At 71.0% G+C, this 13,601-nt stretch carries 13 protein-coding genes and 2 tRNA genes; 7 read left to right on the forward strand and 8 right to left on the reverse strand.

From position 1 onward, the window contains the following. The first annotated feature begins 267 nt into the window (after nucleotides 1-267). Complete coding sequence (locus ACWEOZ_RS32680) at nucleotides 268-1,365, forward strand: TIM barrel protein (RefSeq protein WP_451914525.1); 1,098 nt, start codon at nucleotides 268-270, stop codon at nucleotides 1,363-1,365. Nucleotides 1,366-1,554: 189 nt separating this feature from the next. Further along, nucleotides 1,555-2,562: a sugar phosphate isomerase/epimerase family protein gene (locus ACWEOZ_RS32685; protein ID WP_451914526.1), complete on the forward strand. Its 1,008-nt coding sequence runs from the start codon at nucleotides 1,555-1,557 to the stop codon at nucleotides 2,560-2,562. 72 nt (nucleotides 2,563-2,634) lie between these two features. Here the strand turns inward: ACWEOZ_RS32685 and ACWEOZ_RS32690 are convergent, their stop codons facing one another. Continuing rightward, nucleotides 2,635-2,955, reverse strand: a complete 321-nt coding sequence (locus ACWEOZ_RS32690; protein ID WP_451914527.1) for a hypothetical protein — start codon at nucleotides 2,953-2,955, stop codon at nucleotides 2,635-2,637. A 207-nt stretch (nucleotides 2,956-3,162) separates the two neighbouring features. On the opposite strand from ACWEOZ_RS32690, the gene ACWEOZ_RS32695 reads away from it, so the two are divergent. From ACWEOZ_RS32695 to ACWEOZ_RS32705, 3 genes are all read left to right on the forward strand, one after another. Next, a tRNA-Asn gene (locus tag ACWEOZ_RS32695) sits at nucleotides 3,163-3,235 on the forward strand. A 308-nt stretch (nucleotides 3,236-3,543) separates the two neighbouring features. Then, a complete protein-coding gene (locus tag ACWEOZ_RS32700) occupies nucleotides 3,544-5,499 on the forward strand; it encodes a GTP-binding protein (RefSeq protein WP_451914528.1) in 1,956 nt (651 codons plus the stop codon). An 84-nt stretch (nucleotides 5,500-5,583) separates the two neighbouring features. Then, nucleotides 5,584-6,855 carry an NAD(P)/FAD-dependent oxidoreductase gene (locus tag ACWEOZ_RS32705; protein WP_451914529.1) on the forward strand — a complete coding sequence of 424 codons (1,272 nt, stop codon included), beginning with the start codon at nucleotides 5,584-5,586 and terminating at the stop codon, nucleotides 6,853-6,855. Here ACWEOZ_RS32705 and ACWEOZ_RS32710 read toward each other — a convergent pair. Beyond that, on the reverse strand, nucleotides 6,836-7,708 hold the full coding sequence (locus ACWEOZ_RS32710) for an SMP-30/gluconolactonase/LRE family protein (RefSeq protein WP_451914530.1): 873 nt from the start codon (nucleotides 7,706-7,708) through the stop codon (nucleotides 6,836-6,838). The genes ACWEOZ_RS32705 and ACWEOZ_RS32710 overlap by 20 nt on opposite strands. A gap of 60 nt (nucleotides 7,709-7,768) precedes the next feature. Here ACWEOZ_RS32710 and ACWEOZ_RS32715 point away from each other — a divergent pair, with 60 nt between their 5' ends. Then, nucleotides 7,769-7,912: a hypothetical protein gene (locus tag ACWEOZ_RS32715; protein ID WP_451914531.1), complete on the forward strand. Its 144-nt coding sequence runs from the start codon at nucleotides 7,769-7,771 to the stop codon at nucleotides 7,910-7,912. Between the two features lie 71 nt (nucleotides 7,913-7,983). Continuing rightward, a tRNA-Ile gene (locus tag ACWEOZ_RS32720) sits at nucleotides 7,984-8,057 on the forward strand. A 17-nt stretch (nucleotides 8,058-8,074) separates the two neighbouring features. Here ACWEOZ_RS32720 and ACWEOZ_RS32725 read toward each other — a convergent pair. The 6 genes from ACWEOZ_RS32725 to ACWEOZ_RS32750 are packed head-to-tail and all read right to left on the reverse strand — an operon-like array spanning nucleotide 8,075 to nucleotide 13,517. Then, nucleotides 8,075-9,208, reverse strand: a complete 1,134-nt coding sequence (locus tag ACWEOZ_RS32725; RefSeq protein WP_451914532.1) for a tyrosine-type recombinase/integrase — start codon at nucleotides 9,206-9,208, stop codon at nucleotides 8,075-8,077. A gap of 2 nt (nucleotides 9,209-9,210) precedes the next feature. Next, nucleotides 9,211-9,411: a helix-turn-helix transcriptional regulator gene (locus ACWEOZ_RS32730; RefSeq protein ID WP_451914533.1), complete on the reverse strand. Its 201-nt coding sequence runs from the start codon at nucleotides 9,409-9,411 to the stop codon at nucleotides 9,211-9,213. Next, nucleotides 9,408-11,216 carry a replication initiator gene (locus ACWEOZ_RS32735; protein ID WP_451914534.1) on the reverse strand — a complete coding sequence of 603 codons (1,809 nt, stop codon included), beginning with the start codon at nucleotides 11,214-11,216 and terminating at the stop codon, nucleotides 9,408-9,410. The genes ACWEOZ_RS32730 and ACWEOZ_RS32735 overlap by 4 nt, the downstream gene beginning before the upstream one ends. Then, nucleotides 11,213-11,767, reverse strand: a complete 555-nt coding sequence (locus ACWEOZ_RS32740) for a DUF2637 domain-containing protein (protein WP_451914535.1) — start codon at nucleotides 11,765-11,767, stop codon at nucleotides 11,213-11,215. The genes ACWEOZ_RS32735 and ACWEOZ_RS32740 overlap by 4 nt, the downstream gene beginning before the upstream one ends. After that, nucleotides 11,764-13,197: an FtsK/SpoIIIE domain-containing protein gene (locus ACWEOZ_RS32745; RefSeq protein WP_451914536.1), complete on the reverse strand. Its 1,434-nt coding sequence runs from the start codon at nucleotides 13,195-13,197 to the stop codon at nucleotides 11,764-11,766. Before ACWEOZ_RS32745 ends, ACWEOZ_RS32740 begins: the two co-directional genes overlap by 4 nt. Continuing rightward, nucleotides 13,188-13,517, reverse strand: a complete 330-nt coding sequence (locus ACWEOZ_RS32750; protein ID WP_451914537.1) for a hypothetical protein — start codon at nucleotides 13,515-13,517, stop codon at nucleotides 13,188-13,190. The genes ACWEOZ_RS32745 and ACWEOZ_RS32750 overlap by 10 nt, the downstream gene beginning before the upstream one ends. Nucleotides 13,518-13,601 lie beyond the last annotated feature (84 nt).

Genomic DNA, 13,601 nt, shown 5'->3' on the forward strand with positions numbered 1-13,601 from the left:
GTGGCATCGGCACGGGCCGATGCCACCGCCCTTTGTGGATCATGTCTGCGCCGGTCAGCGCGTCGCACGGCCGGTACGCCGCTGATCCGGCAGGCGGTCGAGGCTCGTATCCGGGGGCAGACAACCCACGGATGGAGGCGTCATGGCACCCCGTCGGTCCGCCACGACCGCATCGGAAAATCGCGTCCAGATGATCCATACTGGACGCTGCACGAACCGATGCACGTGCGAATGCACCGGTGACGCCCCGCTCCAGGAGGGATTCTGATGCGTTTGCGCCACCACTCGGGCCGGGTCGTCCACCTGAGCCACGGCACTCACGAGCGGCCTGCCCGGGATCTCCCGGCCGTCGTCGAGCACCTCGACGCGTACGCCGCCGTCCGTGACCGGCTGGCCGTGGAGACCCTGGGGGTGAGCCTCTGGCTCCCGCCCACCCTCGCCGCCGCCCTCGCGATCGACGGGCGCTCCCGCACCCGGCTGCGTGCCGAGCTCGAAGCCCGCGGGCTCGAGATCGTCACGCTGAGCGGAGCGCCCTACGCCGAGGGCGGCGACGAGGACCCCGCGGTGCCGGACTGGAGCCACCCGGCCCGGCTGGAATACACCCTCGACCTGGCCCGCATCCTCACCGACCTGCTGCCCGAGGACGCCGTCCGCGGCGCGGTGCTGACCACCGGCCTCGGCCCGCGCGAGGGCTGGGACGCCGCCAAGCAGAAGGCCGCCGCCCGGCTCCTCTCCCGGCTCTCCGCCGGCCTGGCCGAGGTCGCCTGGCACACCGGCCGGGCGGTCCGCGTCGGCTTCCAGCCCGAGCCCGGCTTCGTCCTCGACGACACCGACTCGATCGTCGAGGCGTTCGGCCGGCTCGACCGCGACCGCCTCGGCGTCTGCCTCGACCTGGCCGACCTGGCCTGCAGCTGGGAGAGCCCGGTCGCGGCCCTGGACCGGCTGGCCGCGGCCGGCATCGCGGTCATCCGGGTCGAGATCGCCGCGGCGCTCGAGGCCACCGATCCGGTCGCGGCCGCGGAGGCCCTGCGCGGGTGGGTGGAGGCCGGCCACCCGCACCCGGTGACCAACCCCGCCGGCGCGAAGGTCGCCGACCTGACCCAGGCCCTCGCCGACTTCCCGCCCGGCCCGTGGCGGGTGCGGTGCCACGTGCCCCTGCACACCCCGCCCGCGCCGCCGCTGACTGCCACCACGGAGGTCTGGCAGGCGGCGCTGCGGCACCTGCTCGGGGGTGAGCACCCCGGCACCGAATATCTGGCCGTCGAGTCCCCCGCTGGAGGCACGGGCGCCCAGCTCGCGTACCTGAAAAGTGCTCTGGGTGAGCTCGGGCTGTCGCCGCCCGCCGAGGCCTGCGCGGCACACTGATCGCGGGGCTTTCGCGGCCGCGGCCGCGGCTCTAGAGTCGGTGCAGGCACCGCCGCGACGGGCGGGCCGGACCGGGAGGCGCAAACCCGGCCCGGCCGCGACGTCCCGACCGGGGATGCCGCCGGCCCGCCGCCCTCGCGCGGGCCACCGGAACCCTTTTCGTGCACCGGCGAACAGGGAGTTTTGACAATGGCGCGACCCATCACGCTCTTCACCGGCCAGTGGGCCGACCTGCCGTTCGAGGAGGTCTGCCGGCTGGCCGCCGAGTGGGGCTACGACGGTCTGGAGATCGCCTGCTGGGGTGACCACTTCGAGGTCGACCGGGCGCTGGCCGAGGACGACTATGTCGACCGCAAGCGCGAGCAGCTCGCGAAGCACAACCTGAAGGTCTTCGCGATCTCCAACCACCTGGTCGGCCAGGCGGTCTGCGACCACCCGATCGACGAGCGGCACCAGGACATCCTGCCCGCGGCGATCTGGGGCGACGGCGACGCCGAGGGGGTACGGCAGCGGGCCGCCGAGCGGATGAAGGACACCGCCCGGGCCGCCGCCAAGCTCGGCGTGGACGTCGTCGTGGGCTTCACCGGCTCCTCGATCTGGCACACCGTGGCCATGTTCCCGCCGGTGCCGCCGGCCATGATCGAGCGCGGCTACCAGGACTTCGCCGACCGGTGGAACCCGATCCTGGACGTCTTCGACGCCGAGGGCGTGCGGTTCGCCCACGAGGTGCACCCCAGCGAGATCGCGTACGACTACTGGACCACCCGGCGCACCCTGGAGGCGATCGGCAACCGGCCGGCGTTCGGGCTCAACTGGGACCCGTCACACTTCGTCTGGCAGGACCTCGACCCGGTGAACTTCATCCTCGAGTTCGCCGACAAGATCTACCACGTCGACTGCAAGGACGCGAAGGTCCGTACCGGTGACGGCCGCCGCGGCCGGATGGCCTCCCACCTGCCGTGGGCCGACCTGCGCCGGGGCTGGGACTTCGTCTCCACCGGCCACGGCGACGTGCCGTGGGAGGACTGCTTCCGCGCCCTGAACGCGATCGGCTACACCGGCCCGCTGTCCGTCGAGTGGGAGGACGCCGGCATGGACCGCCTGGTCGGCGCTCCGGAGGCGCTGCAGTTCGTGCGCCGGCTGGCCTTCGACGCGCCCAGCGCGGCCTTCGACGCGGCCTTCTCGTCGTCCTCCTGACACGCTCGTCGTCCTGAGACGCCAAAGGCCCGGTCCACCGTCGGTGGGCCGGGCCTTGAGAAGCGGTACTTGTCAGTACGTGGTGCCGGTGCCGTTCGAGGAGGTCATCCCGGACCCGCTGGTGGACAGCGTGCTGGTCTCGGAGCCCGTGCCGGAGCTGGTGCTGGCGGACTTGAGCTTCTCACCGAGCTTGGACTCGTTGAGCTTGTCCTTGCCCTCGGTGTAGAGCTTGTTGGCCTGCGCCTGGGCGACTCCGGCGGCCTCCTGGACCGTCGGGTGCTCCCACACCTTCTTGGCGTTGGCGGTGATCTCTTCGTACTTCTCCCGGCCGGCACGGCTGCCCAGGACGAAGCCCGCCGCGAGACCCGTGATGAACATGAGCTTTCCGCGCATGGCGGCTCCTTCCGTTCGGTGACGCTCGTGCGTCGAAGAGGTGCTTACCCATCCTGCACCGCAGTCATGCCCCCGGTCCGTGTTTCATCCCTGTTGCGCGCGCCCCGGCGCGCCGGGTCACCCGTTTTCGCCGGGGGCGGGCGGTCATGTATTGTCGTTCCGGTCGCCACCACTACCGCGGAAGCGGGAGCGGAGGTGACAGTTCGATCCCCTGTAGCTCAATTGGCAGAGCAGCCGGCTGTTAACCGGCAGGTTATTGGTTCGAGTCCAATCGGGGGAGCCGAGTCGGCGGAGGCCTCTGCTTGCGGATAGCGCAAGCCGGGGCCTTCTCGCATGTCTGCTCAGGGAGCCGAGCCCCCTGAAACCCCACGGTGCGGTTGGCTTGCGCACGTCAGTGGTGACTCGGTGGCCCCTTTCCCGTGTCCGATCCCCGTGCGCCGTAAATCGGTCGCGGGCGTTGCGGCGGGCGCGGTATACCTGCATGACGACGCCGCGGCTGCCTGCCGCGTGCCCGACCGCTACGAGGAGTGACAATGCGAGCAGCTTCCACGCTCCGGACTTTTGACCGTCCTACCGTGGAGATCTGTCTTGCCCTTGTTGAACCTCGGGATCGTCGCCCATGTTGATGCCGGCAAAACCAGCCTGACCGAGCGCCTGCTGTACGAGGCCGGGGCCGTGTCCCGGCCGGGCAGCGTCGACGCCGGCACCACCCGTACCGACTCGATGGAGCTGGAGCGCCGGCGCGGCATCACCATCCGCGCCGCCGTCACGTCCATCGCCGTCGGTGATCTCATGATCAACCTGCTGGACACCCCGGGCCACCCCGATTTCATCGCCGAGGTCGAACGGTCGCTGGCCGTGCTCGACGCCGCCGTGCTCGTGGTCTCCGCCGTGGAGGGCGTCCAGCCCCAGACCGTGGCCATCTGGCGGGCGCTGCGCCGCATCGGCGTGCCCACGGTGGTGTTCGTGAACAAGGTCGACCGCGGCGGCGCCGACGTCGGTGCCGTCCTGACCCAGCTCCGGCGCCGGCTCGCCGCGCAGCCGGTCATGCTCACCACGGTCACCGGGCAGGGCGGGCCCGACGCCCGGGTGCACCCGGCCGGTCTCGACACCGAACCGGTGGTGGCGGCCGTGGCCGAGGTCGACGACGCGGTGGCGGCCCGGTGGCTGATGAACCGGCCGGTACGCGCCCGGGACGTCCGACGGGCGATCCGGCACGCGGTACGGCGTACCGAGCTCACCCCGGTGGCGTGCGGCTCGGCGATCACCGGCGCCGGCGTACGCGAGCTGTGCCAGGTCCTGGCCGAGTTGCTGCCCCGCGGCGAGCACCGTGACGGCCCGCCCGCCGGTACGGTCTTCGCCGTCGACCGCGACAGCCACGGCCGGCGCGTCTGGCTGCGGTTGTGGTCCGGGCAGCTCCGCGTACGGGATCGGGTGCTTCTTCCCGGCGCCCGGCCCCAGACGGTGACCGAGATCGCCGTCGCCGAGCCCGCCGGGGTGGTCGTGCGGCCGGCGGTGTCGGCCGGGCAGATCGCGGCGGTACGCGGCCTGTCGGCCCGGGTGGGTCAGCTCGTGGGGGAGCCGCCGCGCCGCCACGCCTACCGGTTCCCGCCGCCGACCCGGCAGGCCCTCGTCGAGCCGGTCGAACCGGCGCAGCGCCTGGCCATGTTCGCCGGCCTGGCCGAGCTGGCCGACGAGGATCCGCTGGTCGACCTGCGGCTCGACGAGCAGCAGGAACAGGCGGTGGTCCGGCTGCACGGCGAGGTCCAGAAGGAGGTGCTCGCCGCTCTGCTGCAGGACCGGTACGGCGTCCGGGTGCGGTTCTCCGGCACCCTGACGGCGTGCATCGAGCGGGTCGCCGGCACCGGTACGGCCGAGGAGCGGATCCACGAGCGGGGCAACCCGTACCTGGCGGGTGTCGGACTGCGTCTCGACGCCGCCCCGGTCGGGCACGGCATCGAGTTCAGTCCCGGGATCGAACCCGGCCGGCTGACGGCGGCGTTCGTCGCGGCCACGGAGCAGGGAGTGCGGGCGGCACTGAGGCAGGGCCTGCGGGGCTGGCCGGTGACCGACTGCACGGTCACCATGACGTCCTCGCAGTACTGGCCGCGACAGAGCAGGCCGCATCAGAAGTTCGACAAGGCGATCTCGTCGGTGGCGGCGGACTTCCGCAACCTGGCCGCGGTGGTGGTGACCGCGGCACTGCGCCGCGCCGGAAGCCGGGTGTGCCAGCCGATCGAGCGGTTCGAGATCAACCTGCCGCCCCACGCGGTGGACCCGGTGCTGGCCCTGCTCGGCCGGTTGGGCGCGGTCGTCCGCGACACGGCGCCCGCCGGTGGGTACCTGGAGGTGAGCGGTGACCTGCCGTCGGCCCGGATACCGCAGGTCGTGGCCGCACTGCCTGACCTGACCGGCGGCGAGGCCGTGCTGACCACGCGCTTCGATCATTACGCGGCGGTCACGGGCGAGGAGCCGCCGGTGCTGCCCCGGCGCGGACCCGATCCGGGGGACCGGGAGGCCTGGTTCCGGGCCGTACCCAGATAGGCGCTTCTTACTTTCTCCCTGCCGGGGACCGGTACCGCCGTTAGGCTGAGGTCTGCGTTGTTTGTCCTCCAGTGAGGTGTGCCCGTGTCGCAGCCCGTATCGGTGGACGTCGTCATCGTCGGCGGCGGTCTCGCCGGACTCGCCGCTGCCCGGCGCCTGGACCGCGCCGGGGTGAACTGGCTGCTGGTGGAGGCGGCCGACCGGATCGGCGGCCGGGTGGCCACCGACGTGGTGGACGGCTGGCGGCTCGACCGCGGCTTCCAGGTGCTCAACACGGCGTACCCGCGGGTCCCCGCGCTGGTCGACGTCGACGCCCTCGACATGCGCTACTTCACCTCCGGTGTGCTCGTGCGCCGCGGCCCGGGCCTGCACCGGCTGGAGAATCCGCTGCGTGAGCCCCGCTCGGCGCCCCGCACGCTGACCTCCGGGGTGGGTTCGCTCGCCGACCGCCTCAAGTTCGCCGCGCTGGCCACCCGCTACGCGACGTTCCCGCCGGCCCGGCTCCTCGACGCCCCGGAGATGACGACCCAGGAAGCGCTGCGGCGTGCGGGGCTGTCGCACCGGATGATCGAAGAGGTGCTGCGGCCGTTCCTGTCCGGCGTCTTCGCCGACCGCTCCCTGGACACGTCCAGCCATGTGCTGGCGATGGTGCTGCGCTCGTTCGCGCGGGGCCGGATCGGGGTGCCGGCGAGCGGGATGGCCGCCCTGCCGGCGGCGGTGGCGGGGCCGCTGCCGTACCCGCAGCTGCTGGTCGGCGCCCGGACCCTGTCGGTCAGCCCGGGCCAGGTCGTGACGGACGGCGGCGAGCTGCGCTGCCGCGCGGTCATCGTGGCGACCGACCCGGCAACGGCGGCGACCCTGCTGCCCCGGCTGCCGGTGCCCGACATGCGCGGCCTGACGACGTACTACTTCGGTGCGGACCAGGCCCCGATCGACGAGCCGACCCTGCTGCTGGACGGCGACCGCCGCGAGATCGTGGCCAACACGGTTGTGATGTCGAACGCGGCCCCCGAGTACGCCCCCGCGGGCAAATCCCTGATCGCCGCCTCGTCGGTGGGCGTATCGGCCCCGTCCGGCGCGTCGGAGGCGGTGATCCGGGTCGAGCTGGCCCGCATGTACGGCGTACCGACCGACGACTGGGAGCTGCTGAGCGTGGTGACCCTGCCGCAGGCCCTGCCCGCGGCGAACGTCCCGCAGGCCCGCCTCCGCAAACCGGTGGCGCTGGGCGACGGCCTCTTCGTGGCGGGCGACCACCGCGACAGCCCGTCGATCCAGGGGGCGCTGGCCAGCGGCTGGCGTACGGCCGGCGAGGTCCTGTCCGTGCTGGGCGCGACGGTCAGCTCGCCGGCGGCCTGACCGCCGGCGCGGGCAGCCCCCGGGCGGGCGCGTCGGTGACCATGACCGCGCCGTCGTCCGGCCCGGGCTGATCGAGACCGCCCCGCCCGCTCGTCACAACCAGCTGCGAACCGGCGAGACACACGCTGGTCGGCTGCCGGGCCGGGACGGGTACGACGCAATCCAGCTGCCCGTCCGGCCGGTACCGCCGCACGGCGCCCCCACCGAAACAGGCCACCCACAGAAACCCGTCCGCGTCGAGGGTGAGCCCGTCGGGGGAGCCCTCGCCTTCGCCGAGCTGAACAAAGACCTGCCGCCCGCTGAGCTCTCCGGTGGCCGGGTCGACGTCGAAACGCTGCACCAGCCCGAGCGGGGTGTCGGAGAGGAACATCGTCCGCCCGTCGGCGGTGATCGCGGGCCCGTTGGCGATGGTCAGCCCGGTGAGGACGGTGTGCACCTTGCCGTCCGGGTCGAAGCGGTACAGAGCGCCGCCCTTGGGCGACTGGTCGCAGGCCATGCTGCCGGCCCAGAACCGGCCGGCCGGGTCGACGGTGGCGTCGTTCATCCGCCACTGCTTGCCGGTGACCGGCTCAGCGCCGGCCAGCTGCCGGGCCCCGGTGGGCTCCAGCAGCCAGAACCCGGTCCCGGCCGCGGCGAGCCAGCTTCCGGGCGCATCCCGTACGGGGGCCACGGCCGCAAGTGGGACGTCCAGCTCGGCCAGCAGGGTCAGGGTCTGTGGCCCGGGGCCGGTGGGTGTGGGCGTACCGAAAAGCCGCCCGGCCGGAATGTCGACCAGCACGACCTGATCACCGACCCAGCGGCTGCCCTCGCCGAGCTCGAACCGATCTTCCGAGAGTGCGCGCACATCGGTCATCCCCGGCACATCCCCTGAGGCGCCGGGCCTGAAACAGGCGGGGACGGGTAGACACCGGCCATGGACAACGACAAGGAACCCGCCACTCAGGGCCCGCAGGACCCGGAGCAGGAACACCCGCCGCAGGAGGCCCACGGCGGAAGCATGGCCCCGGACCTGGTCGACGACACCGGCCACGCGAAACCGCAGGACGACGAAAAGTAGCCGCTCACCGGGCCGGCGGCGAAGATCGGTAGCTCGGAGTTGAGCAGCCGGGATAGGATCGCCGCCGGTACGGGGCGGTAGCTCAGTGGGTTAGAGCAGGGGACTCATAATCCCTCGGTCGCGGGTTCGAGTCCCGCCCGCCCCACTCCGTGACCCTGCTGGTCAGGCCTTCTGTCTGCGGCTAGGACGAACCGCGTCCAGGGCTGGTACGACACCTTCAGTCCGCAAATAGTCCGCATCGGCCCGAGCGGCTGCCCGGTCGAGGCGCTCCGCGACCTCGTCCAAGTCGTCCTCAAAGAGGTCCGCGTACACGTCCAGTGTCATCGCCGCCGAGGCGTGTCCGAGCATCCGCTGGACCGCTTTCACGTTTGCTCCTTCAGCGACGGCGAGGCTGGCGGCGGTGTGCCGGAGCTCGTGGGGAGTCAGGCCCTTGAGCCCCACCGACTCCGCGGCTCGGTCGAAGACCCGGCGCCGGAAGTTGTTGTTGCGGAGCACCTCACCGCCGGGCGAAGTGAAGACCAGTTCATCGGGAGCCCGGCCGGCTATCTGAGCGGCCATCGGTTCGACGACGAATCGGGGGAGCGGTACGGACCGACGCTGGTGCGTCTTCGGTGTGCCGAACACCGCGCGACCGTTGACCTCAGTCACCGACTCCGCAATGACGAGCCGACGCCGGACCAGATTGACGTTCCGGACCCGCAGCGCGGCGAGCTCCCCCCAGCGAAGTCCGGTGTACGAGAGGACACGGATGATCAGGCCGTATGGCTCAGCGGCTGAGGCAAGCTCGCTGACCTGCGCGTGGGTCAGGAACACCTTCTCTGACCGGACCACCCGCGGGAGCCTCACACCGACCGCGACGTTGCGAGTCAGCCGGCTATCCCGAACCGCGAGCGCCAGCATGAGCGACAGAACCCGGTGGGCTTGCCGAATTGTCGAGGGTGCGAGGCCCACGTCCGCCATGCGGCGCACCCATTCGCCGACGTCCGTGTGCGTGACCGCCGAGAGCGGCACCCGTTCCCAAACCGGCAAGATTTGCGCGCGCAGCAGACTGGCGTACCGATGGCGAGTTGATGGCTTGAGTTGAACCTGACTGTCCAACCACCGTGCGGCCCAGTCGCCGACTGTGACCCGGGATAACGCCGGATCGACCCACTCACCGCGGGCGAGAGCCGTCTTGACGGAGGCGAGCCACCGTTCGCCGTCCACCTTCCTGTCGAAGTGGCGGGCGTGCTCCTTGCCCGCCGCGTCGCGATAGCGAGCACGCCATTTGCCGTCGGCACGCTTCTTCACACTCATCGTCAGGCCGCCTCGTCCAGCCACGCCTGAACGTCCGCCGGGTCATAGCGGAGATGACGTCCAACCTTGCGAGCGCGCGGTCCCTGGCTGCGATGACGCCACTGGTAGAGAGTGCCGATGGGGATGCCCAGGAACTCCGAGACGTCGGTGACCGACCATAGCCGCGACGCGACCGGGAGTTGCCGAACGACTGTCTTGTTCACAGACGAATCTCCTCTCGAACGGTCGGGGACGAACCGGTTGGCGGGCGATCAGTGGGTGGATCGCCCCCGACGCGTTGTCGCGCAGCGGATAGCTGAGCACGGCGTTGGATGCGTTGGGAGATGGCGCGCAGAAGCCGGTGCCCCAGTGGCGCCAGGTCCGGATCGCCCGGCCGGGCCATCTCCCACGCGAACGGCGATGGCATGGCCTGTTGGTGGTCCGCCGTGAGCGCGTCGTCGGCGGTCGCCGTGACGCCGAGTAGGGCCTTGACCCATGCGTGTGCGTCGGCGCGGTGGTCGCGCAGGGTCTTGCCGGACCAGTTGCGGGAGACGAGCACGCGGCGTCCGCCGATGCCGAGGGTGTTCTTCTGGTGGACGCGGCCTTTGCAGTGGCCGGGCCTGAGTTTGCCGGCGGCGTTCTTCGGCTGGACTCCGTAGAGCAGCCAGTTCGCGCACCGGTCGGAGCACGGTGTGACGCGTAGTTCGCGCCAGAGCCGGTCGGCGTGGTCGCGTTGTGGGTCGCTGGTGTGGTCGTGGCAATCCGCGGCGGCTTTGGTGACGTACTTGGTGATGTAGCCGATGGTCCGTTCGACATCCTTGCTGCCGGGGTCGACACCTTTCGCCTTGACCTGCGGCCCGAACCGCACAACATGCGCCGGCTCGGCGTCCGGGTCGTCATCGATGGCATCGAGCGCCTCCGTCCAGCCGGGCAGCGCAGTCCCGGTGTCCGGGTCGACCCACGTCTCAGCGTCCGGGTCGAAGGCCGGGGGCCGGTCAGGCGAGTACCTCAACTGGTCGGCCGCCGGCCACCACACCTGGTGGTAGGTGGCGGTGGAGACCTGTTCGAGCAGGGCGCGGGAGATGGTGCCTCGAATGGCGAAGTGCGCGTGCGGTGCGAGTCTGCGTTGCGGCTCGACGCAGCCGGCGTACTGGACGTTCCAGCCCACCGCCCGGCGCAGGTTCTGCCACATGCGGTCAAGCAGCCGAGGGAAGTGCACGGCGTCCCATGCTGCGCGTCGGTAGTCGTAGGTGTTCGGGTTGACCGGCGTGCCGAGCACCGGGTCGTCGTCGGTGTGCCGCCGTCGGCACGGGCACGGCCGGCCCTGTGGGACAGAGTGGACCGGGCCGTAGGTGTCGAGGGTCAGGGTCAGCCACATCGACGGTTGGTGCGTGCTGCCGTCGCGGCCGATGTAGGTGCGTCCGACGGTGCGCGGTTCGACCTTCTGCCGGGGCAGATCGGGTACGTCCTGGCGGCGCCGGGTGGACCGGACCCGACGCGTTCGGTCGGCGTCGCCCTGGTCGTCATCGTCGCCGGTGTCGTGCGGTGGTGCGATGCGCCCGCGCAGTCCCTCAGCCGCGATGGCCGCTTCCACCTCGGAGATGGCGTCATTCAGCTCCGCGACTTCGTCCCACTCGGCGGCCTGTTCGGCCTGCGCGCGGTAGAACTCGAAGTGTGCCCGCAGCGAGATCAGCGCGATCTGGTCGTCGGTGGCGGCGGCTGGCGGAGGCAGCGGTTCATCGGTACGGTGCCAGCCCTCCCGGATCTGTACCTGCCGGTAGTGCCGTGCCCGCTTGGCGCAGGGCGGGCACTTCACGTCCAGGGTCGCGCCGCAGGGCAGGTCGATCAGTTCGGTGGCGCCGGTGGTCAGATCGGTACGGCGTAGCGAGACGGGCCGGATGCAGACCCCGTGGTCGATGGCGAGATTCTTGAGCGCGTCGACGGCCCTGGGCAGTGCCATCCGAGCGGCCCGTGACCCCGGCCGAGGCGCGTTGTCCTCGACCAGGATGGGCAGGGTAGGAGCGGTCAACGGTGGTTCACCTCCGAGGTCTGCAAGCGGGTGAAGGCGCCGGCCGGAACGGGCACGACGGCCGCGACGGTCCGCGCCCGGGGCGCCGGCGGTTCCGGTTCGGCTGGCGGTTCGGTGTCGACCAGTAGGGCAGTTGGCTCGTCAACCGCCGGCGCGTTGTCGGCCGGGGTGGCGAAGACGAGCTTGACCAGGGCCATGAACGCCAGCGCCGGGACGGCGGACAGCAGCCAGCCGGACGGGCTGGGTGAGGCGACCGCGAGTTGCGCTGCGAGGGACAGCGCCGCAGAGGCAAGCAGCAGCACCACTGGGTAACCGATCGGCGCTCCGGTTCGTTGACGCCGTCGGATGGTGAGGAACGCCGCGACCGGCACGAGTTCGGAGATGACCGCGTTGACCCAGCCGAACGCGCTCGGCGTACCGGCCGGGACGTGCCGCATGGTCCAGTCGTGCACGTGGGTGAAGGACGCCCACCCGGCCGCGATGGCGACGACCGCGAGGATCAGCACCAACAGCGCCGACTCGATCCGTTCGCTGCGCGCGGTGCCGGTCATGCCGCACCGCCTTCGACGGTTTCGCCATCGATGACCTGGAGCCGGCTGTAGGTGGTGGCCATGTCGCGGATCTGGTTGTCGGTGAGGAAGGAGAAGCGGACCCGCATCGGGGTGGGGTCGCCGTCGAGGACGACGTAGCCGACGCCCGGTGTGGTCTCCGAGATGCGATCGCAGAGCGCGCCCCGGTCTCTCATGCCGTCGTTCAAGACCAGATCAACCTCATTCGATTCGGACAGCCGCAGCGCGATCCGAGTCGGGAACAGCCCGCGTGCTGGCATCACTTCTTTGCGCGGGTCTTGAAGAGCGGCGATCACGTGTACGCAGACTGCGCGACCCTGCGTGAGGACGATGCCGAGCGCCGCCTTGATGCGGTCCTTGAGGTGTCGGTCGGTCAGGTACGCGGTGAGGTTCGCCAGCTCATCGATGACTAGGACGATGAGGGGTTCATCCACCGTCGGTACGTGTTGACGAGTACGGCCCATGAGGCGAGCTGCTCGGCTCTGTGTCTCTCGTGCTGCGTCTTCCAGCAAAGCGGCCAGCGCGGCGAAGTCTTCGCTGGCGAAGCGGTCGAACAGCGGCAGGCCGATGCCGAGTTCCATGCCGCCCTTGGGGTCGAGGCCCCAGAGCTTGACCAGTCCGGTACCGACGCCGCCGGCCAGGGACCGCACGATCGACCAGATCACCGAGCCCTTGCCGGATCCCGTTGCTCCGACGACGAGGACCTGAGTGCCGAACAGGCGCAGGTCGTATACATCGCCGTCTTCCTGCCGGGCCACCGGCAGTGCAGTGAAGTCCGGTACGGCGGTGGTTGGGAACGGCGCGACGGTCTTGGTCAGCGGGTCGCCGCGGAGCAGGACCAGCACCACCGTGCCGAACGACGGGCCGGGCGTGGCCTTGACCTGCCGGACGCCGAAGGTCTGTGCGAGGCGTTCGGCGACCTTGCCAAAGTCGTCCGGGATCTGCCCGGTGACCATCCGCACGAGCACGACGTCAGCGCCGGGACGGCACCGGACCCGCTTGAGGATCGGCAGCACCGTACGCCGGTCGAACGACACGGCGAGTTTCGCGGTGACCATCGCAGCCTGCCAGCGCCGCCGATAGGTCCAGCGCCGGAACCCGGCGAGGACCGGGTACCAACCGAAGCGCAGGAACGACGAGCGATGCCCGAAGCCCCAGCCGGTCGCCACAGCAGCGATCCCGCCGACCGTCGAGGCCGGGCCTACCCAGCCGTACTCCGCGTAGAGCCACAGCAGGCCGGTGGCGGGACCGGTCGCCCACCAGTACCGGACGTAGGTCACGACCAGCCACGCCACTGCTTTGACCGCCTGCCACATCACGAGAAGCCAGATGGGAAGCCGCAGCACCGGCGTGCGAACGGTGAACGGCGCGGTGGGGATTGCCTCGCCTTGAATCACATTGATCAGCGGCATCTCCCGGCCCCCTTCCGGCGCGCGGCGTGGAAGCGGTCGAGGTCAGCGAGGAACTGGCGAATGTTGTCGAGACGCTCGGCGTCGCTCCGGTGGGCCATGTCGACCCATGCCTGAATCCGACCCACGGTCTCGGCGTACCGATGAGCGATCTCCCAAACGTCCGGCGCAGGCTGCGCGTCCGTCCCGGTGCGCCGGTCGCAGCCGGGGCACTTGTCGGTGTTCGGCAGCAGCGCGGCGAGCAGGCCGCAGCCACCGCAGGTGCGCCAGACAGCGCCATCTCGCGTCGTGATCCGGGCAGCATCATTTACTGTGGGCATCACAGCCCCTTCCCTTCACAGGCAGGTGGGTTGAGCGCCGGGGCGGGGAGAACTTCTTGGCGGTTGTTGGCCCCGCCCCCGACGCGT

The sequence above is a fragment of the Actinoplanes sp. NPDC004185 genome (assembly GCF_053603475.1).

Coding starts and splice junctions, on each gene's coding strand:
- ACWEOZ_RS32685 (WP_451914526.1), top strand. CDS start 1,555: ATGGCGCGACCCATCACGCTCTTCACCGGCCAGTGGGCCGACCTGCCG.
- ACWEOZ_RS32690 (WP_451914527.1), bottom strand. CDS start 2,955: ATGCGCGGAAAGCTCATGTTCATCACGGGTCTCGCGGCGGGCTTCGTC.
- ACWEOZ_RS32740 (WP_451914535.1), bottom strand. CDS start 11,767: ATGACCGGCACCGCGCGCAGCGAACGGATCGAGTCGGCGCTGTTGGTG.
- ACWEOZ_RS32680 (WP_451914525.1), top strand. CDS start 268: ATGCGTTTGCGCCACCACTCGGGCCGGGTCGTCCACCTGAGCCACGGC.
- ACWEOZ_RS32725 (WP_451914532.1), bottom strand. CDS start 9,208: ATGAGTGTGAAGAAGCGTGCCGACGGCAAATGGCGTGCTCGCTATCGC.
- ACWEOZ_RS32745 (WP_451914536.1), bottom strand. CDS start 13,197: ATGCCGCTGATCAATGTGATTCAAGGCGAGGCAATCCCCACCGCGCCG.
- ACWEOZ_RS32715 (WP_451914531.1), top strand. CDS start 7,769: ATGGACAACGACAAGGAACCCGCCACTCAGGGCCCGCAGGACCCGGAG.
- ACWEOZ_RS32710 (WP_451914530.1), bottom strand. CDS start 7,708: ATGACCGATGTGCGCGCACTCTCGGAAGATCGGTTCGAGCTCGGCGAG.